The 25565-nt window shown below is 72.5% G+C and carries 19 protein-coding genes and 2 pseudogenes; 5 read left to right on the top strand and 16 right to left on the bottom strand.

The genetic code is table 11. The annotated features are described in order from the left end of the window. The 5 genes and pseudogenes from ACFWIS_RS37115 to ACFWIS_RS37095 form a co-directional block, all read right to left on the bottom strand. A pseudogene (locus ACFWIS_RS37115) lies at window positions 1–233 on the bottom strand (ABC transporter permease); the annotation flags it as partial. Beyond that, window positions 230–1228, bottom strand: a complete 999-nt coding sequence (locus ACFWIS_RS37110) for an ABC transporter ATP-binding protein (protein ID WP_380462022.1) — start codon at window positions 1226–1228, stop codon at window positions 230–232. The pseudogene ACFWIS_RS37115 and the gene ACFWIS_RS37110, both read right to left, overlap by 4 nt. A 73-nt stretch (window positions 1229–1301) precedes the next feature. Continuing rightward, complete coding sequence (locus tag ACFWIS_RS37105; protein WP_380462020.1) at window positions 1302–2606, bottom strand: NYN domain-containing protein; 1305 nt, start codon at window positions 2604–2606, stop codon at window positions 1302–1304. A gap of 327 nt (window positions 2607–2933) precedes the next feature. Next, window positions 2934–3980, bottom strand: coding sequence for an aspartate-semialdehyde dehydrogenase (locus ACFWIS_RS37100; RefSeq protein WP_380462019.1), 1047 nt, complete (start codon window positions 3978–3980; stop codon window positions 2934–2936). A 100-nt stretch (window positions 3981–4080) separates the two neighbouring features. Then, entirely contained in the window at window positions 4081–4968 is an 888-nt protein-coding gene (locus tag ACFWIS_RS37095) for a dihydrodipicolinate synthase family protein (protein ID WP_380462018.1), read from the bottom strand. Between the two features lie 72 nt (window positions 4969–5040). On the opposite strand from ACFWIS_RS37095, the gene ACFWIS_RS37090 reads away from it, so the two are divergent. After that, window positions 5041–5928 carry a LysR family transcriptional regulator gene (locus ACFWIS_RS37090; RefSeq protein WP_380462016.1) on the top strand — a complete coding sequence of 296 codons (888 nt, stop codon included), beginning with the start codon at window positions 5041–5043 and terminating at the stop codon, window positions 5926–5928. Window positions 5929–5994: 66 nt separating this feature from the next. Here the strand turns inward: ACFWIS_RS37090 and dnaE are convergent, their stop codons facing one another. From dnaE to ACFWIS_RS37070, 4 genes are all read right to left on the bottom strand, one after another. Next, entirely contained in the window at window positions 5995–9528 is a 3534-nt protein-coding gene (gene dnaE, locus ACFWIS_RS37085; protein ID WP_380462015.1) for a DNA polymerase III subunit alpha, read from the bottom strand. Window positions 9529–9711: 183 nt separating this feature from the next. Continuing rightward, window positions 9712–10665, bottom strand: coding sequence for a hypothetical protein (locus ACFWIS_RS37080; protein WP_380462014.1), 954 nt, complete (start codon window positions 10663–10665; stop codon window positions 9712–9714). A gap of 136 nt (window positions 10666–10801) precedes the next feature. Further along, on the bottom strand, window positions 10802–11269 hold the full coding sequence (locus ACFWIS_RS37075; RefSeq protein WP_380462013.1) for a nucleoside deaminase: 468 nt from the start codon (window positions 11267–11269) through the stop codon (window positions 10802–10804). Continuing rightward, entirely contained in the window at window positions 11266–12081 is an 816-nt protein-coding gene (locus tag ACFWIS_RS37070) for an LLM class flavin-dependent oxidoreductase (RefSeq protein ID WP_380462012.1), read from the bottom strand. Before ACFWIS_RS37070 ends, ACFWIS_RS37075 begins: the two co-directional genes overlap by 4 nt. Before the next feature lie 93 nt (window positions 12082–12174). Between ACFWIS_RS37070 and ACFWIS_RS37065 the strand changes: the two are divergent. Then, window positions 12175–12620: pseudogene (locus ACFWIS_RS37065) on the top strand (Lrp/AsnC family transcriptional regulator). Between the two features lie 63 nt (window positions 12621–12683). Here the strand turns inward: ACFWIS_RS37065 and ACFWIS_RS37060 are convergent. Next, complete coding sequence (locus ACFWIS_RS37060; protein WP_380462011.1) at window positions 12684–13262, bottom strand: dienelactone hydrolase family protein; 579 nt, start codon at window positions 13260–13262, stop codon at window positions 12684–12686. A 504-nt stretch (window positions 13263–13766) separates the two neighbouring features. Here ACFWIS_RS37060 and ACFWIS_RS37055 point away from each other — a divergent pair. Next, window positions 13767–14420, top strand: coding sequence for a TetR family transcriptional regulator (locus ACFWIS_RS37055; RefSeq protein ID WP_380462010.1), 654 nt, complete (start codon window positions 13767–13769; stop codon window positions 14418–14420). Between the two features lie 37 nt (window positions 14421–14457). Here the strand turns inward: ACFWIS_RS37055 and ACFWIS_RS37050 are convergent, their stop codons facing one another. Together ACFWIS_RS37050 and ACFWIS_RS37045 are read right to left on the bottom strand one after the other, a co-directional pair. Continuing rightward, window positions 14458–15285 (bottom strand): ABC transporter permease, encoded by an 828-nt coding sequence (locus ACFWIS_RS37050; protein ID WP_380462023.1) that lies wholly within the window; start codon window positions 15283–15285, stop codon window positions 14458–14460. A 98-nt stretch (window positions 15286–15383) separates the two neighbouring features. Then, the gene (locus ACFWIS_RS37045) at window positions 15384–18209 is read right to left on the bottom strand and encodes an alpha/beta fold hydrolase (protein WP_380462009.1); all 2826 of its coding nucleotides are present in this window, start codon (window positions 18207–18209) and stop codon (window positions 15384–15386) included. Between the two features lie 128 nt (window positions 18210–18337). Between ACFWIS_RS37045 and ACFWIS_RS37040 the strand changes: the two genes are divergently transcribed. Then, window positions 18338–18643, top strand: coding sequence for a hypothetical protein (locus ACFWIS_RS37040; RefSeq protein WP_380462007.1), 306 nt, complete (start codon window positions 18338–18340; stop codon window positions 18641–18643). Window positions 18644–18758: 115 nt separating this feature from the next. Here the strand turns inward: ACFWIS_RS37040 and ACFWIS_RS37035 are convergent, their stop codons facing one another. The 4 genes from ACFWIS_RS37035 to ACFWIS_RS37020 all read right to left on the bottom strand — a co-directional run bounded on the left by ACFWIS_RS37035 (window position 18759) and on the right by ACFWIS_RS37020 (window position 21557). Then, window positions 18759–19220, bottom strand: coding sequence for a GNAT family N-acetyltransferase (locus ACFWIS_RS37035; protein ID WP_380462006.1), 462 nt, complete (start codon window positions 19218–19220; stop codon window positions 18759–18761). 1 nt (window position 19221) lies between these two features. Continuing rightward, entirely contained in the window at window positions 19222–20160 is a 939-nt protein-coding gene (locus ACFWIS_RS37030; RefSeq protein WP_380462005.1) for an RluA family pseudouridine synthase, read from the bottom strand. 79 nt (window positions 20161–20239) lie between these two features. After that, on the bottom strand, window positions 20240–20854 hold the full coding sequence (lspA, locus tag ACFWIS_RS37025) for a signal peptidase II (RefSeq protein WP_380462004.1): 615 nt from the start codon (window positions 20852–20854) through the stop codon (window positions 20240–20242). A 235-nt stretch (window positions 20855–21089) separates the two neighbouring features. Continuing rightward, complete coding sequence (locus ACFWIS_RS37020; RefSeq protein WP_380462002.1) at window positions 21090–21557, bottom strand: TraR/DksA family transcriptional regulator; 468 nt, start codon at window positions 21555–21557, stop codon at window positions 21090–21092. Between the two features lie 629 nt (window positions 21558–22186). Here ACFWIS_RS37020 and ileS point away from each other — a divergent pair. Continuing rightward, a complete protein-coding gene (gene ileS, locus ACFWIS_RS37015) occupies window positions 22187–25315 on the top strand; it encodes an isoleucine--tRNA ligase (protein WP_380462000.1) in 3129 nt (1042 codons plus the stop codon). Window positions 25316–25565 lie beyond the last annotated feature (250 nt).

Raw genomic sequence — 25565 nt, 5'->3', positions numbered from 1 at the left:
ACCGAGCGGGCGGCCGAGGTCTGCCCGGCGTCCACGACGCCCCGCATCATCACCAGGATGCCGACGGACTGGAAGGTCGCCACGAACAGCAGCGGGATCCGGGCCACCTTCGCCCGGGTGAGCTGTGCCCGGTACACCGCGGCCAGCGCGGGCAGCAGCCGGGCGGCGGGGGCGAGCGGGGCGGCGGCGGCCGTGGACCGGCGGGTCTGCGGGGGCACCGAGAGCAGCGTCACTTGGCCAGTCCTCCGTGGCGGCCGCCCAGCTTGAGGTAGGCGTCCTCAAGGCTGGGGGTGGCGAGGGTGAAGTCGTCGAGGGCGGCGAAGGCCGGGCCGGTGGTGACGGCGGCGACCAGCTCGCGGGCCTGCTCGGGGGTGGTGCGGACGGTCCAGCGGCGCCCGGTGCGTTCGGCGCGTTCGGCCAGTTCGGCGACGGCGGGCACGCCGATCGGCGCCTCGTCCCGCCAGACCAGGTCGAGCCGGACGTCGCCGTCGACCAGCGCCTTGAGCCCGCCGGGCGTGTCGCAGGCGATCACCCGGCCCTCGTCGATCACGGCGACCCGGTCGAGCACGGTCTCCGCCTCGATCACGTTGTGGGTGACCAGCAGCACCGTCGTGCCGTGCTCGGCCCGCCGCCGGTCGACGGCCGACCAGACGGCCCGCCGGGCGACCGGGTCCATGCCGGTGGTGGGCTCGTCCAGGACGAGCAGCGGCCGCTCCCCCACCAGGGTGGCCGCGAAGCAGGCGAGCCGCCGCTGCCCGCCGGACAGCTTGGCCAGCGGCCGCGCGGCGATCGGCTCCAGCCCGAGTTCGGTGAGGACGTCCGCCGCCGCGCTACGGGCCGCCGCGCGCGAGAGCCCCCGCAGGCGTCCGGTGGTCTCGGCGGCCAGCGCGACGGTCAGCTCGTCCAGCGCGGTGGATTCCTGCCCGAGGTAGCCGAGCAGCCGGGCGGCCAGCTCCGGGTGCCGCACGATGTCGTGCCCGAGCAGTTCGACCGTCCCGGAGTCCGGCCGCAGCAGGCCGGTGAGCTGGCGGACGAGCGTGGACTTCCCGGCGCCGTTGGGCCCGAGCAGCCCGAAGACCTCGCCCTGGCGGACGGTGAGGCTGATCCCGTCATTGGCCCGGACCTCGGTGGCGGCGGCGCCGCGCCCGGTGCGGTACGTCCTGACCACGTCGCGTACGGCGACGCACGGCGGGGTGTCCTGGGGTGCTCGCCCGGCCGTCTCTTCCACGACCGGAGACTTTACGCGCTCACACGGGCGAACCGGACAACGGGGCCCGATCGCCGCGACCCGCCGGAAGCCGTCAGTCGTCCACCACCATCGAGCCGCCCGGCACCCGGACGGCCAGCTCCTTCCAGAACCCCGCCCGGATGGCGTAGCGGTCGTGCTCGTCGATCTGGTCGTCCTTGTGGGCGAGCAGCCCGAAGCGGGCCGCGTAGCGCAGCAGCTCGCCGTCGACCCGGTGCGGGATGCGCGGATAGTCGGGCCAGAGCAGGGTGAGTCGTTCGAGGTCGCCGAGCCGGTCGCTCCAGCGGCGGGCGAAGACCTGCCCGACCTCGTGGGCGTCGCCACCGATGCTGGTGATGTCCTCCTCGCGGTCGGCCCAGCGCTGTTCGGCGGTGGTCAGCTGGGCCAGGGTGGGCAGGCTGTCCCCGGCGGTGACGGAGGGCTCGGGCGCGGGCCGGTCGACCCAGCCCCGGTCGGAGGACCAGCGCAGCACCGGCCCACCCGCGGCGTTCCCGTTGGCGGCGTGGCCATTGGCGGCGTGGCCGTTGGCGGCGTGGCCGTTGGCGTGGCCGTTGGCCGGTACGCCCGCCGCCGGGGTGATCGGGGTGACGGCCGAGACCCGCCCGGCGAGGTCCTTGGGGGTGGGCACCACCCGCAGTGCCGCGGCCGGCTGCGGCCGTCCGTCGGCGGCGGGTTCGTCGGGTGCCGCGGCGGCGGCCGGCCGGACGACCGGGGGTGCCACGCTGGGCAGGGAGGCCGGCGGGGCGGCGAGGATCTTGGCGATCTCCTGCCGGGCGCCGCCCGTGCCGGGGGCGGGGAACACGGTGGTGTGGTCGCGCAGCGAGAAGGACCCCTCGATCCACTCGCGGTCCAGCACCCGGCGCTCGTCGGCCTCGCCGACCAGGTCCTCGGACTGGTTGAAGTCCCCGTCGGCGGCCTGCAGCGCCCACAGGTGCACGGCCACGCCGTGCTCCTTGGCGGTCATCATGCCGGGCAGCAGGTCCCCGTCGCCGGTGATCAGCACGACGTCGGCGCAGGCCCGGTTGCGGGCGAGTTCGGAGAGTTCGGCGTGCATCGCGGCGTCCACGCCCTTCTGCACCCAGCGCCCCTCGGCCCGGGTGAGGGCGCCCAGCCGTACGGTGACCCGGGGCAGCACGCGCAGCCGGCGATGCTCGGGCATCGGGCGGCGGTCGGGGGCCGCGTCGAACCAGTAGATGCGCAGCAGCGGCAGCCCGGTCTCGGCCTCGGCGCGTTCGCGCAGGGCGCTGATCAGCGCGGTGTGGTCGACGCTGACCTTGGAGCGGGAGGGGTCGCCGGCGAGCAGGCTGGCGGCTGCGCCCAACAGGTATCCGGCGTCCACCAGGACGACACATCGGTCCATCCGCGCACCTCTTTCCGCTCGCCCTCGTAGGTCGGTCTGGGTGGGCGGTCCGCCCGTCGGCCGGACGTGTGGGGTGAGGGGCCCCCTTGTCCGCCCGATCGTTGGGTCACCTTTTCCCCCTGGTTCGCGGCCCGAACCTCGGAGGATGTCCCGGTCCCGCAACAGCCGCCCCAATGAGTCGCAAAGAAACACGAAGGCGGGCCCCGTTCAACGACGGGGCCCGCCAAACGTCACGTGACGCTGCGCCGGGCTGCTGGGCAGGGGTGCCAGCGCGTGAGCTCGGTCAGCGCTTGCGTCCCGGGGTGTCAGCGGGTGCGCTCCGGGGTGTCAGCGCTTGAGCTCGGCGGCCACCAGCTCGGCCAGCTGGACGGCGTTGAGCGCGGCGCCCTTGCGCAGGTTGTCGTTGGAGATGAACAGCGACAGCCCGTTCTCCACCGTCTCGTCCGCCCGGATCCGGCCGACATAGCTCGGGTCCTGCCCGGCCGCCTGGAGCGGGGTGGGGATCTCGGACAGCTCGACGCCGGGGGCGCCGGTGAGCAGCTCGACGGCCCGCTCGGGGCTGATCGGGCGCTCGAAGCGGGCGTTGATCTGCAGCGAGTGGCCGGAGAAGACCGGGACGCGCACGCAGGTGCCGGCGACCTTGAGCTCCGGGATGCCGAGGATCTTGCGGCTCTCGTGGCGGAGCTTCTGCTCCTCGTCGGTCTCGTTGGAGCCGTCGTCGACGAGGGAGCCGGCCAGCGGCACCACGTTGAAGGCGATCGGCCGCTGGTAGACCCTGGGCTCGGGGAACTCGACGGCGGCGCCGTCGTGGGCGAGCGCGGCGGCGCCGTCCACGACCTTGGCGGCCTGGTCCTGCAGCTCGGCCACGCCGGCCACGCCGCTGCCGGAGACGGCCTGGTAGGTGGAGACGACCAGGGCGGCGAGCCCCGCCTCCTCGTGCAGCGGGCGCAGCACGGGCATGGCCGCCATGGTGGTGCAGTTGGGGTTGGCGATGATGCCCTTGGGGCGGTCGGCGATCGCCTCCGGGTTGACCTCGGAGACGACCAGCGGGACCTCGGGGTCGCGGCGCCAGGCGGAGGAGTTGTCGATGACGACGGCACCGGCCGCGGCGACCTTGGGGGCCAGGGCCTTGGAGGTGGAGCCGCCGGCCGAGAAGATCACGATGTCCAGGCCGGTGTAGTCGGCCGTGGCCGCGTCCTCGACGGTGATCTCGGTGCCCTGCCAGGGCAGCGTGCGTCCGGCCGAGCGGGCCGAGGCGAACAGTCGCAGCTGCTCCACCGGGCCGACTCCACCGGGAAGTCCAGCGCGCTCGGCCAGGATCTCGCGGACCACGCCGCCGACCTGGCCGGTGGCCCCGACAATGCCGATCTTCATTCCGACTACTCCTCTGAATGGTGCTGTCTACAGCCGCACTCTGCCCATCATGCCTTGTCACGGGCATCGCACGACCTGGCATTCCACGGTATGAGAGCGCTTAGTGGTCCAGACCATTGGCGAGGGCCAGCGCGGCCGCGACCTCGGCCTCCCCGGCGGGCAGCAGCGGCAGCCGCACGTCCGGGGTGGGGATCCGGCCCTGGGCGTGCAGCACGCCCTTGGTCACCGTCGGGTTCGGCGCGGTGAACGCGGACAGCGCCAGCGCGGTCAACCGGTGCCCGAGCCCCCGGGCCCGCTCGACGTCCCCGGCCCGCCAGGCCTCGTACAGCTCGACGAAGCGGCCGGTCGCCAGGTGGGCGGAGGCGAGGATGCCGCCGGCCGCGCCGATCGCCAGCATCGGCGCCAGGAAGGCGTCCTCCCCGGTCAGCACCGCGAACCCGGCAGGGGTGTCGGCGAGCAGTTCGGCGGCCGTCTGGTCCAGCCCGCCGGTCGCGTACTTGACGCCCACCACGCCCTCGATCCCGGCCAGTTCGCGCAGCGCCGCGGTGGAGAGCTGCTGCCCGGTGCGGTACGGGATGTGGTAGACGACCAGCGGCAGCGGGCTGCCCGCGGCCAGCGCCCGGAAGTGCGCGACCGTCCCGGCCTCTCCGGCCCGGACGAAGGCCGGGGTGGTGACCAGCGCCGCCGCCCGCGGCACCCGCGCGCCGAGCGCGGCGAGCGCCTGGCCGACGGTCCGGGTGTCGCCGCCGGAGGCCCCGACCATCAGCTGCGCCCCGCGCGCGGCGCAGGCGGACGCCGCCACGTCGATCACCGCGTCCCGCTCCTCGGCGGTCAGCGCGGCGGGCTCGCCGGTGGTGCCGAGCGCGACCAGGCCGGCCGCCCCGGCGTCCAGGACCTCGTGCGCGAGCTTCTCCAGCGCGTCGAGGGCGACGGAGCCGTCGGCGGCGAAGGGGGTGATCAGGGGGACGTGGATGCCCTTGAGTTCCATACCGACGATCCTGCGGTCCGTCGACACCCCAGGTCCAGTTCACATTTCCGACGCTTCTCGTAAGCTGAGCCGATGCTCGATGTCCGACGCCTGCGCCTGCTGCGCGAACTCGCCCACCTCGGCACCATCGCGGCCGTCGCCGAGGCACTGTCCTTCAGCCCCTCGGCGGTGTCCCAGCAACTGTCCGTCCTGGAGAAGGAGGCCGGCGTCCCGCTGCTGGAGCGCACCGGGCGGCGGGTCAGCCTCACCCCGGCGGGACTGGGCCTGGTCCGCCACGCCGAGGCCGTACTCGCCCTGCTGGAGCAGGCGGGCGCCGAACTCGCCCACGCCAAGCGGGGGTTGGCCGGGCCCCTGCGGATCGGCACCTACCCCTCGGCGGCCCGCGCGATCATCCCGGCGGTGCTCGCCGGCCTCGCCGCCTGGCACCCGGGGCTGGAGCCGATGGTCACCGAGGTGGATCCGGCCGCCGTCGGCGCGGCGCTGCGCGCGGGCGAGCTGGACGTGGCGCTGGTCCACGAGTACGACCTCGTCCCGACCGACCCGGAGCCGGGGCTCGCGGTCACCCACCCGGTCTTCACCGAGCCGATGTACCTGGCCGCCCGCGCCGCGGGGACGGTCGCCGAGCAGAGCGGCGCGCCGTGGATCATGTCCCCGCCCGGCACGCTCTGCCACACCATGGCCGTCCGCGCCTGCGAGGCGGCGGGCTTCGCGCCGCGGATCCGGCACCAGATCGACGACTTCACCACGGTGCTCTCGCTGGTCGCCGCGGGTCAGGGCGTGGCGCTGGTCCCCCACCTGGGCACCGCCGGGCCGCCGCCCGGCGTGGTCCTCACCCGGCTGCCGATGTACCGCCGCACCCGCGCCGCGTTCCGGGCCGGCGCGGGCTCCCACCCGGCCATCTCGGCCTTCGTCTCGGCCCTGCACACGGCCGTTCCGCCTGGGCTGGGCGGCGGGGCATGAACGCGCGGGCTGGGCCGGGGTGCACACCCCGGGCCCGCCCGCGCGCCACTGACCCCGCTGACCCCGCTAACCCGCCAGGCAGCTCGGCCCGAGCAACTGCTTGAGGTCCCCGAACAGCGCCGGGTCCGACTTCACCCGGTGCCGGTCCAGCCGCAGCACCGTGGTCTTGGTGCGACCCTCCAGCCGCACCCGCACCTCGGTGGTGCCCTTGTGGTGGGTCAGCACCTCGCTGAGCCGGGCGATCAGCGGTGGGGTGACCTTGGCGGTCGGGATGTTGATCACGATCGGCGCCTCGGCGTGCGCGTTCGACAGGTCCGGGATGGACAGCTCCATGCCCATCAGCCTCGGCACGTCCTCCCGCTTGTCCAGCTTGCCGCGCACGAACACCACGGCGTCCTCGACGAGTTGGGAGGAGACCAGCTGGTAGCTCGCCGGGAAGAACATGCAGTCGATCGAGCCCGCGAGGTCCTCGACGGTGGCGATCGCCCAGGCGTTGCCCTGCTTGGTCATCTTTCGCTGGAGGCCCGAGATGATGCCGCCGATGGTGACGATGGTGCCGTCCGGCCGCTCCGCGAGGTCCGCCACCGCGCAGTCCGACTTGTCGGCGAGCACGTGCTCGATGCCGTGCAGCGGGTGGGAGGAGACGTACAGGCCGAGCATCTCCCGCTCCTGGGTGAGCAGGAAGGACTTCTCCCACTCCTCCTCGGAGAACACCACGTCCAGCCCGAAGCTGGGCTCCTCCGAGGTGGCGTCGCCGCCGAAGAGGTCGAACTGCCCCTCGGCCTCCTTGCGCTTCACCCCGACGACGTTGTCGATCATCGGCTCGAACTGCGCGCTCAGGCCCTTGCGGGTGTGCCCGAGCGAGTCGAACGCCCCCGCCTTGATCAGCGATTCGACGGTCCGCTTGTTGCAGACCACCGACTCCACCTTCTCCAGGAAGTCCGGGAAGGAGGCGAACTTCCCCTTCGCCTTCCGGGTGCGGATCATCGACTCGACCACCGGCCCGCCGACGTTGCGGATGGCGGTCAGGCCGAACCGGACGGTCTCGCTGCCGTGCGGCGTGAAGTCCGAGTCCGACTCGTTGACGTCCGGCGGCAGCACCTGGATGCCCATCTTGCGGCACTCGTTGAGGTAGACCGCCGACTTGTCCTTGTCGTCCTTGACGGAGGTCAGCAGGCCGGACATGTACTCGGCCGGGTAGTTGGCCTTGAGGTACGCCGTCCAGTACGAGACCAGTCCGTACCCGGCGGTGTGCGCCTTGTTGAACGCGTAGCCGGAGAAGGGGACGAGGACGTCCCACACCGCCTGGATGGCCGCGTCGGAGTAGCCGCGCTCGCGGCAGCCCTTCTGGAAGGGCACGAACTCCGCCTCCAGGATCTCCTTCTTCTTCTTGCCCATCGCGCGGCGCAGCAGGTCGGCCTGGCCGAGCGAGTAGCCGGCCAGGATCTGCGCGGCCTTCTGCACCTGCTCCTGGTAGACGATCAGGCCGTAGGTGGGCCGGAGCACCTCCTCCAGGGGCTCCTCCAGCTCCGGGTGGATCGGGGTGATCTCCTGCTGCCCGTTCTTGCGCAGCGCGTAGTTGGTGTGCGAGTTGACGCCCATCGGACCCGGCCGGTACAGCGCCAGGACGGCGGAGATGTCCTCGAAGTTGTCGGGCTTCATCAGGCGCAGCAGCGAGCGCATCGGCCCGCCGTCGAGCTGGAAGACGCCGAGCGTGTCGCCGCGGGCGAGGAGTTCGTAGGTGGGCTTGTCGTCGAGCGGCAGATCAAGCAGGTTGATCTTGACGCCCTTGTTCTTCTCGATCGCCTTGACGGCGTCGTCCATGATCGTCAGGTTGCGCAGGCCGAGGAAGTCCATCTTGAGGAGGCCGAGGCCCTCGCAAGTGGGGTAGTCGAACTGCGTGATGGTGACGCCGTCGGTGTGCCGGGTCCAGACCGGGATGTGGTCGGTCAACGGCTCGGAGGACATGATGACGCCGGCCGCGTGCACGCCGGGCTGGCGGATCAGGCCCTCGATGCCGCGCGCGGTGTCGATCACCTTCCGTACGTCCGGGTCGTTCTCGTACAGCGCGCGGATCTCGCCCGCCTCGCCGTAGCGCGGGTGGCTGCTGTCCGTGATGCCGGACAGCGGGATGCCCTTGCCCATGACGTCCGGCGGCATCGCCTTGGTGATCCGGTCGCCCATCGCGTACGGGTAGCCGAGGACGCGCGAGGAGTCCTTGATGGCGGCCTTCGCCTTGATGGTGCCGTAGGTGACGATCATGGCGACCTTGTCGGATCCCCACTTCTCCGTCACGTACCGGATCACGTCACCGCGCCGGCGCTCGTCGAAGTCGATGTCGACATCGGGCATCGAGATGCGCTCGGGGTTGAGGAAGCGCTCGAAGATCAGTCCGTGCGGGATGGGGTCGAGGTCGGTGATGCCCATCGCGTAGGCGACCAGCGAACCGGCCGCCGAACCACGGCCCGGGCCCACCGCGATGCCCTGGCTCTTCGCCCACATGATGAAGTCGGCGACCACCAGGAAGTACGCCGGGAACCCCATCTGGATGATGGTGTCCATCTCGTACTCGGCGAGCTTCTTGTGCTCCTCGTCGTACCCGCCCGGGAAGCGCCAGTCCATGCCCTCCCAGACCTTGGACTTGAAGAAGTCCGCCTCGGACTCGAAGCCCTCCGGGATCGGGAACCGGGGCATCAGGTTCTTGAACTTGAACATGCCCTCGGTGTCGACCCGGGAGGCGACCAGCAGTTGGCTGTTGCGGCAGCCCTCCTGCCAGGCGTCCGAGGAGTCCAGCGCGTACATCTCGGCGGCCGACTTGATGTAGTAGCCGGTGCCGTCGAAGCGGAAGCGGTCCGGGTCCGAGAGGTTCTTGCCGGTCTGCACGCAGAGCAGCAGGTCGTGGGCGCCGGCGTCGGCCTCGGTGGTGTAGTGCGAGTCGTTGGTGACCACCGGGGGGATGTTCAGCTTCCTGCTGATCTCCAGCAGCCCGTCCCGGACCCGCTTCTCGATGTCCAGGCCGTGGTCCATCAGCTCCAGGAAGTAGTTCTCCCTGCCGAAGATCTCCTGGTAGTCGGCGGCGGACTTCAGCGCCTCGTCGAACTGGCCGAGCCGCAGCCGGGTCTGCACCTCGCCGGAGGGGCAGCCGGTGGTCGCCATCAGGCCGCCGGACAGCTCGGAGATCAGCTCCTTGTCCATCCGGGGCCACTTCACCAGCCAGCCCTCGGAGTACGAGCGCGAGGTCAGCTTGAAGAGGTTGTGCAGGCCCTCCTTGTTGCGGGCCCAGATGGTCTTGTGGGTGTACGCGCCGGACGCCGAGACGTCGTCCCGCTTCTGGTGCGGCTGGCCCCACAGGATGCGCTTGGTGTTCGACCGGGACTCGGGGGCGACGTACGCCTCGATCCCGATCACCGGGGTGATCCCGGCATCGGTCGCCTGCCGGTGGAACTCGGCGGCGCCGTACATGTTCCCGTGGTCGGTCATCGCGACGTGGGTCTGCCCCAGCCGCTCGACCTCCTTGAACATCTGCTTCAGCCGGGCGGCACCGTCCAGCATCGAGTACTCGGTGTGGACGTGCAGATGCGCGAACGGCTGGTCGCTCAAGGCGGGGCCTCCGGAGGCTCTGGTGCTGTTCTGGTGGGCCGGCGAACGCGCGGGTCACAGGGGGGAGGAGCCCCGGAAATGGATGTGGCCCGGAACACCTCTCGGGGTCCGGACCATCACTCACGCGTTCACGCGTCCACTCTAGCCCCCTTCGAACAGCTCCCCCACGTCTCCGGAGGGGCCTCAGCTCAGCCCGGCGAGTCGCTCCTCGGCGGCGTTGCTGACCTCCGGCAGCTCGATCGGATCGTCCCGCAGGTACGCCAGCCGGGCCCGCACGTGCGGTGTGTCGGGGGCGTGCTCGACCCCCAGCAGCCGGACGTCCGCCTCGCAGTCCCAGAGCGACTCCGTGTACGCCTCGGGCATGCCCGCCGACCCGGCCGCCGCCAGCGCCTCCAGGTACGCGGCCCGCTCGTGCGAGTGCGGGGTGTACAGCCAGAACCGCCGCAGCAGCGAGACCGCGCCGGCCGCCCCCGGCCCGAACCGCGCCAGCCCCCGCGCCAGCTGCATCGGCCCGCACCACGTCCGGTCCACCCAGTCCCGCTCCAGCTCCGCGACCAGTGCCGGAACGTCCCGCTCCTCCCCGTGCTCGGCCGACCGCCCCGGCAGCGCGCCGCTCGCCGCCTCGGCCATCGGGTCGGGCCGTTCGGCCTCCCGTACCGGTCCCGACGGTTCGCGCCGGCCCGAGCCACGGTCCCGGTCCCGGTCCCGGTCCCAGGCAGCCTCCTCCAGGTCGCCCCACCACTCCCGCGGCCAGGCGTCCGCCACCGACTCCAGGACGTCGGACCGGTGCTCGCCCTCCCGGATGTACGCCCGCAGCGCCTCCCGGGCCTCGACCGAACCGCTGAGCGCCAGCAGCGCCAGCACCCCCGCGGCCCGCTCACACGCCTCCTCGCCCCCGGCCAGCACCTCGACCACCGGCCCGAGCGGCAGTTCCAGGTCCCGGACCAGCCGCGCCAGGTACAGGTGCCGCTCGTCGGTGTTCGAGTCCCAGCGCCACTCCCACCGGATGCAGCCGTACACCAGCTCGGCCGCCGAGGCGGGATCCTCCGCCGCCATCAGCGCGCCCAGCCCCCGCCCGCGCTGCAACATCCCGGGCAGCGTCCCCGCCGGTGCGTACTCGTGTCGCCGCTCTGCCATGCGCCCCATCGTGCCCCAGCCCCGACCCCCGGCCGCGGCGGGGGACGCCCGAGCACGACCCCCCTCGGCGGCGCCGCCGACCGATCAGCAGCACGACCAACCGGTGTCTACCGCCAACTCGACTGCACCACAGCCATCATGACGAGGAATCAGACCCCTCCTCGTCCCGCCCCCGGTGGTAGTACACCTCGATCGGCACCCGCGCCTCCTCGAACAGCGCCGGCCCGTCCTCCGCCACCACCGGCCATGCCCCCGACTCCGGGTTGAGCTCGACCAGTTGCTCGGTCGCGAGCGCGTACACGACCCGCCCGATCCCCGACCGGACCAGCGCCCCCGCGCACATCCCGCAGGGCTGGCAGCTGGTGTACATGGTCGTGAGCGCGGCGGTCTCCTCGTCCAGGACCCGGGCCGCCCAGCGGGCCAGCTTCAGTTCCGGGTGGGCCGTGATGTCGTCGTCGCGCCGGACGGTGTTGTGCGCTCCGGCCAGCACCGCCCCGTCGGGCCCGGCCAGCAGCGAGCCGTACGGGGCGTCGCCCAGCTCCACGGCCCGCGCCGCGATCCCGATCGCCTGCCGCAGCAGTGCCTCGTCCGCAGGGGTGATCATGACGTCTTCCTCCACTCCTCGGCCACGGCCGTCAGGGTTCGCCACGCGGTCTCGGGGTGGCGGGTCTCGTCCGGGTCGGCCTGGTACGGGTCCAGCACCACGGCCTCGGCGCCGAGTCCGCGCAGTTCCCGCAGGTCGGCGATGACCTGTTCCAGGCTGCCGACCCCAGCGGGCCGTTCCGGGTCGTCCAGCGGCCGGTCGGTCAGCCGCAGCGCGATCCGCGGCGCGAACCCGGGCAGCGCGTGTTGCTCCAGAACCGACCGCATCTTCGCCAGGGTCAGTCGCAGCGGGTGCCAGGCGTCGCCGTGCTCGATCGCCCGTCGGATCGCGGCCCCGCTGTGGCCGCCGACCCACACCGGGGCGGCGGCACCCTCGCCCTGCTGCACCCAGGCCTCCCGCACCGCCCGCAGGTACCCGCCGGTCAGCCGCCCCCGCGCGCCGAACGGCACTCCGAGCGCCTCGAACTCCTGCCGCGCCCAGCCGGCCCCGACTCCGAGGACGAACCGCCCGCCGCTGAGCCGGTGCAGGGTGCCGGCCATCCGCGCCACCAGCAGCGGGTTCCGGTACGGCAGCACCAGCACGGTGGTGCCCAGCCGCAGCCGCCCGTCACTCACCCCGGCCAGCCAGGAGAGGGTGGCGAAGGGGTCGTAGAAGGGTTCGGGGTAGCGCTCGGAGACGTCCGCCGTCACGGCGACGTGGTCCGACACCATCAGCAGGTCGAACCCGAGGCCCTCCACCACCCACGCCCAGTCGCGCAGCATGCCGGGGTCCGTCCCGGGTCCGAAGTTCGGTACGTTGACGCCAAATTGCATGCCACGAGGCTATTCCCGGGCAGATTCCGCACGGAACCCAAAGCTCCCGGCAGAACCCTCCTCCAGCCGCGAATCCCCCGGTAATATCGCCGGATGGCCGCGAACCTCGACGACACCGACTGGGCGATCATCGACCAGCTCCAGCAGGAGGCCCGGATCTCGCTCAGCGAGCTGGGCCGCCGGGTCAACCTCAGCCCGTCCGCCACCACCGAGCGGGTGCGGAACCTGGAGTCGCTGGGCGTCATCACCGGCTACCACGCCACCGTCGACCTGGCCAAGGTCGGCTACCCGGTGCTCGCCGTGGTCCGCCTGAAGTACCCGGGCAACCGCCACCAGCCGCTGCACCTGATGCTCGCCCAGCGCCGCGAGATCCTGGAGTGCCTGCGCACCACCGGCGACGACTGCTACACCCTCAAGGTGGCCGCGACTCCATGGAGCACCTGGAGACCCTGATGGACTCGCTCGCCGGCTTCGGCAGCACCACCACCAACGTCGTCTACAGCCAGACCCTCCCCCGCCGCGGCCCGGCCCGCCCGTGACGGGCCGGCCGGGCCCCCGGTGACCGGCGGGGACGAGATCCGCCGGACCGGCCAGGACAGGGCCTAGCCGTCCAGGTCGGCGAGGAAGTCCAGCGCCGCCGCCCAGGCCTGCTCGGCGGCGTCCGCGTCGTAGTCGTCCAGGTCCGGGTCGGTGAACAGGTGCCCGGCGCCCGGGTAGCGGTGCACCTCGACCTCCGCACCGGCCCGCCGCATCCGCAGGTACCAGGCGTTCAGCCAGTCCTCCGGCTCGTACGGGTCCGGCTCCGCCATGTGCAGCTGCACCGGGATCGCGGTTGCCGCGTCCTCCCGCAGGTCGGAGGTGCCGTGCAGGAGCAGCAGCCCGCGGGCCTTCTCGTCGGCCAGCGCCAGGTTCTGCGCGATGGCGCCGCCGAGCGAGAACCCGGCGTACACCAGCCCGCCCTCGGAGAGCGGGGCGGAGGCGACCACTGCGCGGCGCAGCAGTTCGTCCCCGCCGCCGATCTCCTCCTGGTAGGCCTGCGAGGCCTCGTTGTCGTCGAAGGTGCGCCCCTCGAAGAGGTCCGGGGTGTGCACGGTGTGCCCGGCGGCGCGCAGCCGGTCGGCGGCGGCCCGGACGGCCGGGTGCAGGCCGTGGGCGGAGTGGAAGAGGACGATCTGGGCCACGGTTCGGGGTCCTTCGGCAAACGAGATCAGGGATACCCGTCCATGATCCCGCACCCGCCCCGGAAGCCCCCGCCGAAGGCCCCGCCCCCGCCTCGAGCCCCGGCCCCCGCCACCGAGAAACCCCCGCCCCCTCGCCGCGACCGGGGTGCAGTTCGCCGTCCGGCGACTGCGCCCCCGCACCGTCTGACGGCCGGCGCCATGGCCACCGCGCCTGAACGTGGGCGGCTACCTCCTGGCCGGCCGGCTACCTCAGCGACGCGGTGGGCCCGACCGGCGGCGCGACGATCTTCGGCGCTGTCCTCCGCGCCGTTCCACACCCTCCCCCGCTGCTTCGCTCCGTTCTGCGCCGTTCACGTGTTCGTAAGATTCCTTCCTTTAGGAATGTTTCTTGGCCTCGATCCGACGGGCAAGGACAAGCACACTGCCTCCACGAACGTAAGCCTTGCAACAACATTCCATCCCGATGGTATGTATGAGCTGTCGTCAACCACGGAGGGCAGGAACATGGCAAAGCAGGAGCGGGCGCGCCGCACCCGGGAGAAGGTCCTGACGGCCGCGGCCGAGATCTTCGCCGCCCAGGGCTACGAGAGCACCACCCTGAACACGGTGGCCGATCGCATCGGCATGACCAAGGGCGCGCTCTACGGCCACTTCCCCTCGAAGGGCTCCCTGGCCCGCGCCCTGATCGACGAGTCCCGGACGGTCTGGACTAGCGTGCACGCCGAGTACGACACCCCGGGCGCCGACGCCGCCGAGGTGCTCCGGGGCGTCGTGGTGGGCTTCGCCGACCGGCTGCGGTCGGACGTCCGGCTGCGGGCCGCCCTCCGGCTGGCGGCGGACTGCCCCAACCTGGCCCAGGCCCCCGCCGACGTCCTCGCCGAAATGCACGTCGCCCTGACCGACCTGGTCCGCCGGGCCCAGCGCGACAGCGGCTTCCCCGACCACTGCCCGCCCCTGGTCGCCGAACTGCTGCTGATCGTGCTCCGGGGGCTGCTGAACACCCGCACCGAGTGCGACGGCGGCACCCGCGCCCCCGGCGGGGAACCGCTGTGGCGGCTCCTCTTCACGGCCCTGTCCGGCAGCACCGCCCTGCCCGGCAACCCGGCCCCGACCGGAGGCCCCGCCCCGGGCCCCGTCCCGGGCCCCGCCCACCCCTGAGCCCCCGCCCCGATGCCCCGGGCCTGCCCCCACCCCGCTACGACACCACGTCCTTGCGCGCGAACCCGCGGAAGGCCAGCGCCAACAGCACCACCGCGTACGACAGCGACAACGAGACCCCCTGCAGCATGCCGCCCCACTCCAGCTGCGGCTGCAGGGCGTCCGCCCAGGCGTACTGCCAGTGCGCCGGCAGCCACTCCCGCAGGTCCCCCAGCGCGGTGACGGCGTCCAGCACCCCGGTGATGATCGACAGGAACACCGCCCCGCCGACCGCCCCCAGCGGCGCGTCCGTGGCCGTCGACAGCCAGAACGCCAGCGCGGCGATCACCAGTTCGCTCAGGAACACGAAGGCCACCGCGATCGCGATCCGGGGCAGCGCCTCCCCGGCCGGCAGGCTGGCCCCGGCGGGCAGCTTGAGGTCCCCCCAGCCGTATGCCACCGTGCCCACGACCAGCCCGATCGCGGGCAGCATGACGACCGCGACCGCCGAGAACGCCAGCCCGACCACGAACTTGCGGGCCAGCAACCGGGCCCGCGGCACCGGCGCGGCCAGCAAGTAGCGCAGCGAGGACCAGCTGGCCTCCGAGGCCACGGTGTCCCCGCAGAACAGGGCGACGGGGATCACCAGCATGAAGCCGGTGCCCACGAACAGCATGGTGACGGCGAAGTTGGCGCCCGAGGCGGTGGCCAGGTCGATGAAGGTGGTCCGGTCCGGGCGCCCGGGGGTGCCGCCGATCTGGAACGCCGCCAGGATGACGAACGGCATGGCGGCCAGCACCGCGCCGATCACCAGGGTGCGCCGCCGGCGCAGCTGCCGGATCGCCTCCACCCGAAGCGGCAGGGTCCGGCTCGCCCGGTACCCCACCGCGTGGCCCCCCGAGACGTGCTCCCCGAGGGCATGCTCTCCCGAGGCACGGTCGCCCTGGCCGGCGTCCGTGCTGTCACTCGTCACCCTGGCAGCGCTCACGCCGCACCTCCGATCAACGACAGGAACGCGTCCTCCAGGCGCCGCTGCGGTCCGGCGCTCTCCACCGGCACCCCCAACCGCACCAGCTCCGCCAGCAGTTCACTCGCCGGCAGCCCGTCCAGCCGGACCAGCAGCCCGCCCTCGACCGCCTCCGCCGAGCCGACCCCGGCCAGCGCGCCGACCTTCTCGACGACCGGCTCCGGGTCGTAGGACGCGGCCACGCCGATCATCAGCAGCTCACCACCGCCGACGATCTCGCCGACCGGCCCGGCCGTCACCAGCTGCCCGCGGTCCATCACCACCAGGTCCGTACAGCTCTGCTCGACCTCGGCCAACAGGTGGCTGGAGACGATGACGGTCCGGCCGGCGGCCGCGTACCGGATCATCACCTCGCGCATCTCGCGGATCTGCGGCGGGTCCAGCCCGTTGGTCGGCTCGTCCAGGATCAGCAGGTCCGGCATCCCGAGCATCGCCTGGGCGATGGCGAGCCGCTGCCGCATGCCCTGCGAGTACGTCCGCACCGCGCGGTCCAGCGCCTCACCCAGCCCGGCGATCGCGAGCGCCTCGTCGAAGCGCGCGTCGGCCTCCGGACGCCCGGTGGCCTGCCAGTACAGCCGCAGGTTGGCGCGTCCGGTGAGGTGCGGCAGGAAGCCCGCGCCCTCGACGAACGCCCCGACCCGCGAGAGCACCGGCGCCCCGGGGCGGATCAGGTGCCCGAAGACCCGGATCTCCCCGGCGTCCGGCCGGATCAGGCCCATCAGCATGCGCAGCGTGGTGGTCTTGCCGGCCCCGTTCGGCCCGAGCAGGCCGAGCACCTGGCCCCGCTCCACCCGGAAGCCCAACTCCCTTACGGCATAACGGTCCTGAGAGCCCTTGTAGCGCTTGCTCAGCCCGCTGATCCGCAGCGGCACCCCGGCCAGCGCCGGATCGAACTCGGGCCCCGAGGGCCCCGACGGCCCGGAGAGCCCCGCCAGCCCACCCGCCGTGGCCCCCCGCCGCAGCCGCCGCCGCACCAGCGGCAGCAGCACCACCCCGGCGGCCACCAGCACGGCGCCCACCGGCAACATCCAGGTCCGCGCGGGCAGCGGCGCCGCCTCCGTGACCAGCTCCTCGACGGTCGGCGCGGTGAGCGCCCCGGCCACCGCCACCCGGTAGGTGGCCGGGTCGGCCGGCGAGGCGTACGCCAGGTCGGTGGAGGCCAGCACCAGCCGCAGCCGGTGCCCGGCCGGGAAGTCATGGTCCACGGCGGGCAGCCGGACGGTCACCGTCTGCCCCGCGTCGGCGCCGGTGACCCGCAGCGGCGCCGCGAGCTGCTGCGGCAGCACCGCCTTGCCGTCCGGCCCGACGTCGTACAGCTTCGCGAACAGCACCGCGTCCGACCGGTCCGCCGTCACCCGCACCGGTACCGTCGGCTGCCCGGTGAGGTGCAGCGGCTTGTCCAGCGGCGCCGACTCGAAGGCGGCGTTCTGCCCGGGGAAGTCCAGCGAGAGCCCGGCCCCGAGCGAGGCCGCCTGGCTCAGCGCACCGATCCCGGGCAGCGTGGAGATCCCCGGCGGCGCCCCGCCGGGCGGATTGGCGAGGGCCTGCTCCCGGCCGGTCAGCTCGACGGACCGGGTCGCGGTCCCCCCGAGCCCGGGGTAGCGGTCGGCGTCGGCGCCGCGCAGCACGGCCTGGAAGCCGGTCGAGTCCACGCCGCCGGTCCGGGTCACCCGGAACTGCGGCCCGGTGTCGTTCCCGCGCCCCCTCAAGTAGTGGTCGAACCAGCCGGTGACCCGGTCGTCCACCCGGGCGCTGGTGTCCGTCCCGCCGTCGTGCCCGCCGGCGAACCAGTCCACCGAGACGGGCGCGCCGTTGGCCGCGACCGCCTGGGCGATCCGGTCGCCCTGGTCGAGCGGGAACAGCGAGTCCTGCTGCCCCTGCACCACCAGGGTGGGCGCCTTGAGCTGCGCCGCCACCGAGGACGGGCTCGACCTGTCCAGCAGCGCGACGGCCTCCGGGTCGGCGTGCCCGGCGGTCGCGACCCGGTCGTACATCTGGCAGAGCGAGTCCAGGAACCGCCCGCAGCCGACCTGCCCGTCCGTCGGGGCGCCGTCCGGCTCGGTCCCGTTGCGCGGCGCACCGCCCGAGGGCCCGAGGTCCCCCGCCGAGCCGGTGGTGAAGAAGATCCCGGCCCACAGCTTCTTGAACACGCCGTCGGCCGCGCCCGAGCCCTGCACCCCCTGCGGGAACAGCGCGTCGGCCAGGTTCCACCAGGTGATCTGGGTGGCCACCGCGTCGATCCGGTGGTCGTACGCCGAGGCCAGCAGCGAGATCGCCCCACCGTACGAGGCGCCGGTGATGCCGACCCGGGGGTCGCCGGGGCCGTCGAGCTGCACCTCGGGCCGCTGGGCCAGCCAGTCCACCAGGTGCTTGACGTCCTCGACCTCCCGGTCCGGCGCGTTCAGCCCGATCTTCCCGCCCGAGTGTCCGAAGCCTCGCGCCGACCAGGTCAGCACCGCGTAGCCCTGCCGGGCCAGCTGCTGGGCGCGGTCCCGCTCGCCCTCCTTGGAGCCGCCGAAGCCGTGCGCGAGCAGCACGGCCGGGCGCGGGCCGGTGCCGGTGGTGAAGAACGAGGTGTCCAGCTGGACCTGCTGGGTGCTGCCGGGCGTCTCCGGCATGCTGAGGAAACGATCCTCTTGATGGACCGCCTGCTCACCGTCGGACGCCACCGCCACCGTGCCGACCCCGGCCACCGCCACCAGGGCCACCGCCCCGGCTACCAGCCTGCGCCGTACCGACGTGCCCCGGCCGCGCCATCGACGCCATGCCCCACCGAACTCCATGGGGGCAGATCGTATCCGCCGCACGAGTAGGTGTCCGATAAAGCCGCCACCCCTTTTCACCCGTTTCAGGAGGCTAAGCGCCAGTATCGTACGGCTCACCCGCCTCTCCCGCCCCGAGAAGGCCCCCCGTGCTCTGGCCGCTGATCACCCTGCTCGCCGCCGTCCTGCTCCACCGCGACCACACCACCCGGGTCGACGACCTCCGCGCCACCCTGCGCACCCTGCTGGAACAGCACCCCGCTGGGACGGCGACGAACGGGCCCTCAACGTCACCGGCACCACCCCCCAGCACCATCGTCGTCCGCGCCACGATGACCGCCCGCACCCCCGACGACGCCGCCCAACTGCGCTTCGACATCCGCGAACAACTCATCGCCCACCTCCGCGACGAGCACCCCCAAGCCCTCCCCCGCCTCCGCACCACCGACACCTGAGCCCGCACCCCTCCCCCTCCCCCGCGAACAAGAATCCCCGCGCCCCGAAAGGGGCGCGGGGAACTGCGCGAAGCGGAAGGCCGAGACCCGCACACCCACCCCGACCTGCAAAGCCCTACAAAACCCTCGTCATCGTCCGATGCGGAATCCCGGCATCGTCATACACCGGCCCCTCCGCCACGTACCCCAGCCGCTCGTAGAACCCGAGCGCCCGCACCTGTGCGTGCAGCTCGACCTCGACGCCCCCGCGCTCGCGCCCCGCCGCCTCGATCGCCCGAACCAGCTCGATCCCGAGCCCGGTCCCCCGAGCCGCCGCGACGACCGCGAGCCGCCCGAGCAGCACGCGTCCCTCGACGCCCCCGGTCAGCTCCAGCGCCTGGTCGCCGAAGATCAGCCGCCCGGTCCCGAGCCCCGCACCGTCCGCGCCCACGGCCAGCACGTGCACCGAGGTCGCGTCGTACTCGTCGTACTCCAGCTCCTCCGGCACGTTCTGCTCGACGACGAACACCTCATGCCGGACGGCCCGCGCCAGCTCCAGGTCCGCTTCGCTCTCGGCGACCCGCACGGAGACGGTCATCTCAGCTCTCCGAGGCGATGATGTCGAGGGCCTTCTGCAGGTCCGCCGGGTACTCGCTGCTGAACTCGACCCACTGCCCGTCCGCCGGGTGCTCGAAGCCGAGCGAGACGGCGTGCAGCCACTGCCGGGTGAGCCCGAGCCGCTTGGCGAGCGTCGGGTCGGCGCCGTACGTCAGGTCGCCGACACAGGGGTGCCGCAGCGCGGACATGTGGACGCGGATCTGGTGGGTCCGGCCGGTCTCCAGCTTGATGGCCATCAGGGAGGCCGCCCGGTACGCCTCGATCAGGTCGTAGTGGGTGACGGACGGCTTGCCGTCGCGGGTCACCGCCCACTTCCAGTCCGAGCTGGGGTGCCGCCCGATCGGCGCGTCGACGGTGCCGCTCAGCGGGTCCGGGTGGCCCTGGACCAGCGTGTGGTAGCGCTTGTCGGTGATCCGGTCGTGGAACTGCCGCTTGAGGTCGGTGTAGGCCCGCTCGGACTTGGCGACGACCATCAGGCCCGAGGTGCCGACGTCCAGTCGGTGGACGATGCCCTGCCGCTCGGCCGCGCCGGAGGTGGAGATCCGGTAGCCGGCCGCGGCGAGCCCGCCGATGACGGTGGTTCCGGTCCAGCCGGGGCTCGGGTGCGCGGCGACGCCGACCGGCTTGTCGATCAGGACGATGTCGTCGTCGTCGTGGACGATCCGCATGCCCTCGACCGGCTCGGCCACGATCTGCACCGGGGCGGCGGGGGCGGGGATCTCGACCTCCAGCCAGGAGCCGGCGGTCACCCGGTCCGACTTGCCGGCCACGGCGCCGTCGAGCGTCACCTTGCCCTCGGCGGCCAGTTCGGCGGCCTTGGTCCGGGAGAAGCCGAACATCCGGGCGAGGGCGGCGTCGAGGCGCTCGCCCTCCAGGCCGTCGGGAACGGGGAGGCTTCGGATCTGCGCTGCGGTACTCACCCGTACGAGTATGCCGGAAACGCGCGGTGCCCCTTCCCCCGCCGGGAGCCGCACTGCTCCCGGCGGAGGACGGAGCGCACTACTTGTCGCCCTTCTCCGCCTGCTGGTGCACGGTCCCGTCCGGGTTGCTGCCGCGGAACGAGAGCAGCACCACGAGGATGCCGCCGCAGACGATCGCCGAGTCGGCGAGGTTGAACACCGCGAAGTGCTGGACCGAGATGAAGTCCACGACGTGGCCGCGGAAGACACCGGGCGCGCGGAACAGCCGGTCGGTGAGGTTGCCGAGGGCACCGCCGAGCAGCAGCCCGAGCGCGATCGCCCACGGGAGGCTGTACAGCCGGCGGGCGATCCGCCAGATCACCACGATGACGGCCGAGGCGATCATGGTGAAGACGACGGTCAGCGCCTGCCCCATGCCGAAGGCGGCACCGGAGTTGCGGATCACCTGGAAGGTGACGATGTCACCGATCACCTTGATCGCCGCGTGGTTCTCCAGTCGGGCGACGACGAGCAGCTTGCTGGCGAGGTCGATGAGGAACGCGAGGACGGCGACGACCAGCAGCACCCCGACCCGCCGCCGGCCCTTCGGCTCGTCCAGCGCCGTGGCCCCGCCCCCGGCGACCGCCTCGTCCGCGTTCCCGTTCTCCGCGGAGCCCGCCCCGGAGGGCCCGGTGGGCTCGGTGGGTTCGGCCACAACCGCCTCCGCGCCATCGGCGGGGTTCGGGACGGCGTCGTCCCGGGTCTGAGGGGAACCTTGCGTACTGATGATCCGCTCCGCTGCCGATGTGAGCCGGTGAGGGCCTGAACGCGTCCGTACCGACGAGTCAGGCGACGTTACGGGGTCGAGCGTACGGCAAGCCCGACCCCCCACGTCGCCCCGGTCGCCCAGCCGAGCCACCCAGCTGAACCGCCCGGTCAAGCACTCCGCGTCAGCGGCGTTCCTGCTTGGCCTTGCACTGCACGCAGAGCGTGGCCCGGGGGAAGGCCTGCATCCGGGCCTTGCCGATGGCCTGTCCGCAGGACTCGCAGGTGCCGAAGCCGACGCCCTCCAGCCGCTCCAGGGCGCGCTCGGTCTGGGCGAGGCTGTCCCGGGCGTTGTTGGCGAGCGCCAGTTCGCTCTCCCGCGAGATGTTCTTCGTACCGGCGTCCACCTGGTCGTCGCCGGCTCCGTCGTTGGAGTCGCGCATCAGGCCGGCGATGGCGGCGTCGGCCGCGTCGATCTCGCCGCGCAGCCGTTCCAGGTCGGCGATCAACTCGTCGTGCAGTTCGTGGACCTCTTCCGAGGTCCAGGCGTCCTCGCCCGGCCGGACCGGCAGCGTGGCCGGGTCGACCGACTCGGCTCCGCGCGGCACGGTGACGGTGTCGGTACTGGTGTTCTGAGGTGCGGTAGTGGTCACGGTCCCCTCCCCTGGATCGGCCGCCACGGCCTTGCGTGCCCGCTTGGTGGCGGTACCCGCACTGGTTGCCTTCTCAGCCATGGCTTCGACCCCATCTACGAACGAATCGAGCCGCCGGTTCCCGGCGGCTTCCAGTGCCGGAACGATAATCCCGATCAAAACCGGTCACAACATGACATACCGACGCCTCGCGATGATCCCACCCAGGCAGCCGCCCCAAGCGCCACGCCCCACGCGCTGACAGACTTGTGCCCACCTCACCCCTGCCTAACCGCCCCCGCCGACCAGCCCGGATCGGCCTCCCCCGAAACCGTTTGGACAAACCGTCTCGCCCGGCCGATACACTTGCCCTGCAAGGCGCAGATGGGACGAGTACCGACGTACGCAGCCACCAGCGACCCGGGGACGGTGCGAGCCCGGGGGTGTGCACGACGGGAAGATCACCCCGGAGCCGCCGGAAGAACGGCCACCGCCCAGCCCACGGCGGCCCACTAGACCCGGCAGCAAGCCCAAACAAGAGGGCCGCAGCGCAGTACGGCGGCCAAGGAGGGTGGTACCGCGGGGCGGCCAGGCCGTCTCGTCCCTCCGGAGGATCCAGTCCCAGCATCCGCCGGAGGTAGACGCCCGCGATGAATTCCTACAACCCCGTCCCCGCACAGGTCGATCTCCCCGCCCTCGAACACCAGATCCTCTCCTTCTGGCAGGACAACAAGGTGTTCCAGCGCAGCCTGGAGCAGTCCGAGGGCCGCCCCGAGTGGGTGTTCTACGAGGGCCCGCCGACCGCCAACGGCATGCCCGGTGCCCACCACATCGAGGCCCGCGTCTTCAAGGACGTCTTCCCCCGGTACCGGACGATGAAGGGCTACCACGTCGCCCGCAAGGCCGGCTGGGACTGCCACGGCCTCCCGGTCGAGCTGGCCGTCGAGAAGGAGCTGGGCTTCTCCGGCAAGCAGGACATCGAGGCGTACGGCATCGCCGAGTTCAACGCCAAGTGCCGCGACTCGGTGACCCGCCACACCGACGCCTTCGCCGAGCTGACCACCCGCATGGGCTACTGGGTCGACCTCGACGAGGCCTACCGCACGATGGACCCGTCGTACGTCCAGTCCGTCTGGTGGTCGCTCAAGCAGATCTTCGACAAGGGCCTGCTGGTCCAGGACCACCGGGTCGCCCCCTGGTGCCCGCGCTGCGGCACCGGCCTGTCCGACCACGAGCTGGCCCAGGGCTACGAGACCGTGGTCGACCCCTCGGTGTTCGTCCGCTTCCCGCTGACCAGCGGCCCGCTGGCCGGCCGGGCCGCCCTGCTGGTCTGGACCACCACCCCGTGGACGCTGGTCTCCAACACCGCCGCCGCCGTCCACCCGGAGGTCACCTACGTGGTGGCCACCGACGGCGACGAGCAACTGGTCGTGGCCGAGCCGCTGCTGGCCAAGGCTCTCGGCGAGGGCTGGGCGAGCACCGGCGAGTCCTTCACCGGTGCCGAGATGGAGCGCTGGGCCTACCGCCGCCCCTTCGACCTGGTCGAGATCGAGAACGCCCACTACGTCCTCAACGCCGACTACGTCACCACCGAGGACGGCACCGGCATCGTCCACCAGTCCCCCGCCTTCGGCGCGGACGACCTCGCGACCTGCCGCAAGTACGGCCTCCCGGTGGTCAACCCGGTGCTCGCCGACGGCACTTTCGCCCCCGAGGTCCCGCTGGTCGGCGGCCAGTTCTTCAAGAAGGCCGACGAGGCCCTGGTCGCGGACCTCAAGGAGCGCGGCCTGCTCTTCCGCCACCTGCCGTACGAGCACAGCTACCCGCACTGCTGGCGCTGCCACACCGCGCTGCTCTACTACGCGCAGCCGTCCTGGTACATCCGGACCACCGCCGTCAAGGACGCGCTGATCCGCGAGAACGAGGCCACCAACTGGTTCCCGGAGACGGTCAAGCACGGCCGCTTCGGCGACTGGCTGAACAACAACATCGACTGGGCGCTCAGCCGCAACCGCTACTGGGGCACCCCGCTGCCGATCTGGCGCTGCGAGGAGGGCCACCTCACCTGCGTCGGCTCGCTGGCCGAACTCGGCGAACTCACCGGCACCGACCAGAGCGGCCTGGACCCGCACCGCCCGTACATCGACGCGGTCACGTTCGCCTGCCGTGACTGCGGCGGCACCGCCACCCGCGTGCCCGAGGTCATCGACGCCTGGTACGACTCGGGCTCGATGCCCTTCGCCCAGTACGGCTACCCGTACCAGAACAAGGAGCTGTTCGAGAAGCGCTACCCGGCGCAGTTCATCTCCGAGGCGATCGACCAGACCCGCGGCTGGTTCTACACGCTGATGGCCGTCGGCACCCTGGTGTTCGACAAGAACAGCTACGAGAACGTCGTCTGCCTGGGCCACATCCTGGCCGAGGACGGCCGCAAGATGTCCAAGCACCTGGGCAACATCCTGCAGCCGATCCCGCTGATGGACCAGCACGGCGCGGACGCCGTCCGCTGGTTCATGGCGGCCGGCGGCTCGCCCTGGTCGGCCCGCCGGGTCGGCCACGGCACCATCCAGGAGGTGGTCCGCAAGACCCTCCTCACCTACTGGAACACCGTCGCCTTCCAGGCCCTGTACGCCCGCACCTCGAACTGGGCGCCCTCCGCGACCGACCCGGCCCCGGCCGACCGCCCGCAGCTGGACCGCTGGGTGCTCTCCGAGCTGAACACCCTGGTCCGCGAGGTCGACTCGGCCTTCGAGGCCTACGACACCCAGCGCGCCGGCAAGCTGCTCTCCGGTTTCGTCGACGACCTCTCCAACTGGTACGTCCGCCGCGGCCGCCGCCGCTTCTGGCAGGGCGACGCCGCCGCGCTCGCCACCCTGCACGAGGCACTGGAGACCGTCACCCGCCTGATGGCCCCGCTCACCCCGTTCATCACCGAACGGGTCTGGCAGGACCTCATCGTCCCCACCGACCCCCAGGCCCCGGCCTCCGTGCACCTGGCCACCTGGCCCGAGGTCGACGAGACGCTGATCGACACCGAGCTCTCCCGGCACATGGCGCTGGTCCGCCGCCTGGTCGAGCTGGGCCGGGCCACCCGCGCCGAGTCCGGCGTGAAGACCCGCCAGCCGCTGTCCCGCGCACTGGTCGCCGCCCAGGGCTGGGAGGAGCTGCCCGCCGACCTGCGCGCGCAGATCGCCGAGGAGCTCAACGTCGCCACCCTCGAATCCCTCGCCGAGGTCGGCGGCTCCCTCGTCGACACCACCGCCAAGGCCAACTTCCGCGCGCTGGGCAAGCGTTTCGGCAAGGGCGTGCAGGACGTCGCCAAGGCGGTCGCCGCCGCGGACGCCGCCCAGCTCGCCGCCGACCTGCGCGCCTCCGGCGAGACCGGCGTCGAACTCAACGGCGAGACGATCACCCTCTCCCCCGACGAGGTGATCATCACCGAGACCCCGCGCGAGGGCTGGGCCGTCGCCAACGAGTCCGGCGCCACCGTCGCCCTCGACCTGGCCATCACCCCGGAGCTGAAGCGCCTCGGCGTCGCCCGCGACGCCATCCGCCAGATCCAGGAGGCCCGCAAGAACTCCGGCCTGGACGTCGCCGACCGCATCGTCCTCCGCTGGCGCGCCACCTCGGAGGACACCGCCGAGGCCATCGCCGAACACGGCCCCCTGGTCGCCGAAGAGGTCCTCGCCACCGACTTCGCCGCCGGCGCAGCCGACTGGGAGTCCACCACCTTCACCGACGAATCCCTCGGCCTCGCCTTCCAACTCCGCAAGGCCTGACCCACCCCGAAGCCGCCGTCACCCCCCAAAGGTGCCGGCGGCTTCGCCACACCCACCCCCCACACCCCCACCCCGCACCCCGCACCCCGCACCCCGCACCCACCCCCCCACCTCCCCCCTCCCACCCGCCCCAGGCGAGAGGGACGCGCTGCGGAAGGGGGCGGTGGAGGGGGTGGGTGCGGAGAGGGGCGTGACGGGTGATTTTCAGACCGCCAACGGCGCCCAGCCAATTGCCCACAGGGTCGGCGGT

Source organism: Kitasatospora sp. NPDC127060 (genome assembly GCF_042724935.1).
Lineage (GTDB): Bacteria > Actinomycetota > Actinomycetes > Streptomycetales > Streptomycetaceae > Kitasatospora.
Note: the sequence above shows the minus strand (reverse complement) of the source record. Positions and strands in the feature narration are given on the sequence as shown.

Excerpts from the sequence above, each read along its gene's own strand:
- ACFWIS_RS37105 (WP_380462020.1), bottom strand. The coding sequence starts at position 2,606 with ATGGACCGATGTGTCGTCCTGGTGGACGCCGGATACCTGTTGGGCGCA.
- ACFWIS_RS37100 (WP_380462019.1), bottom strand. The coding sequence starts at position 3,980 with ATGAAGATCGGCATTGTCGGGGCCACCGGCCAGGTCGGCGGCGTGGTC.
- ACFWIS_RS37095 (WP_380462018.1), bottom strand. The coding sequence starts at position 4,968 with ATGGAACTCAAGGGCATCCACGTCCCCCTGATCACCCCCTTCGCCGCC.
- ACFWIS_RS37090 (WP_380462016.1), top strand. The coding sequence starts at position 5,041 with ATGCTCGATGTCCGACGCCTGCGCCTGCTGCGCGAACTCGCCCACCTC.
- ACFWIS_RS37080 (WP_380462014.1), bottom strand. The coding sequence starts at position 10,665 with ATGGCAGAGCGGCGACACGAGTACGCACCGGCGGGGACGCTGCCCGGG.
- ACFWIS_RS37075 (WP_380462013.1), bottom strand. The coding sequence starts at position 11,269 with ATGATCACCCCTGCGGACGAGGCACTGCTGCGGCAGGCGATCGGGATC.
- ACFWIS_RS37070 (WP_380462012.1), bottom strand. The coding sequence starts at position 12,081 with ATGCAATTTGGCGTCAACGTACCGAACTTCGGACCCGGGACGGACCCC.
- ACFWIS_RS37055 (WP_380462010.1), top strand. The coding sequence starts at position 13,767 with ATGGCAAAGCAGGAGCGGGCGCGCCGCACCCGGGAGAAGGTCCTGACG.
- ACFWIS_RS37045 (WP_380462009.1), bottom strand. The coding sequence starts at position 18,209 with ATGGAGTTCGGTGGGGCATGGCGTCGATGGCGCGGCCGGGGCACGTCG.
- ACFWIS_RS37035 (WP_380462006.1), bottom strand. The coding sequence starts at position 19,220 with ATGACCGTCTCCGTGCGGGTCGCCGAGAGCGAAGCGGACCTGGAGCTG.
- ileS (WP_380462000.1), top strand. The coding sequence starts at position 22,187 with ATGAATTCCTACAACCCCGTCCCCGCACAGGTCGATCTCCCCGCCCTC.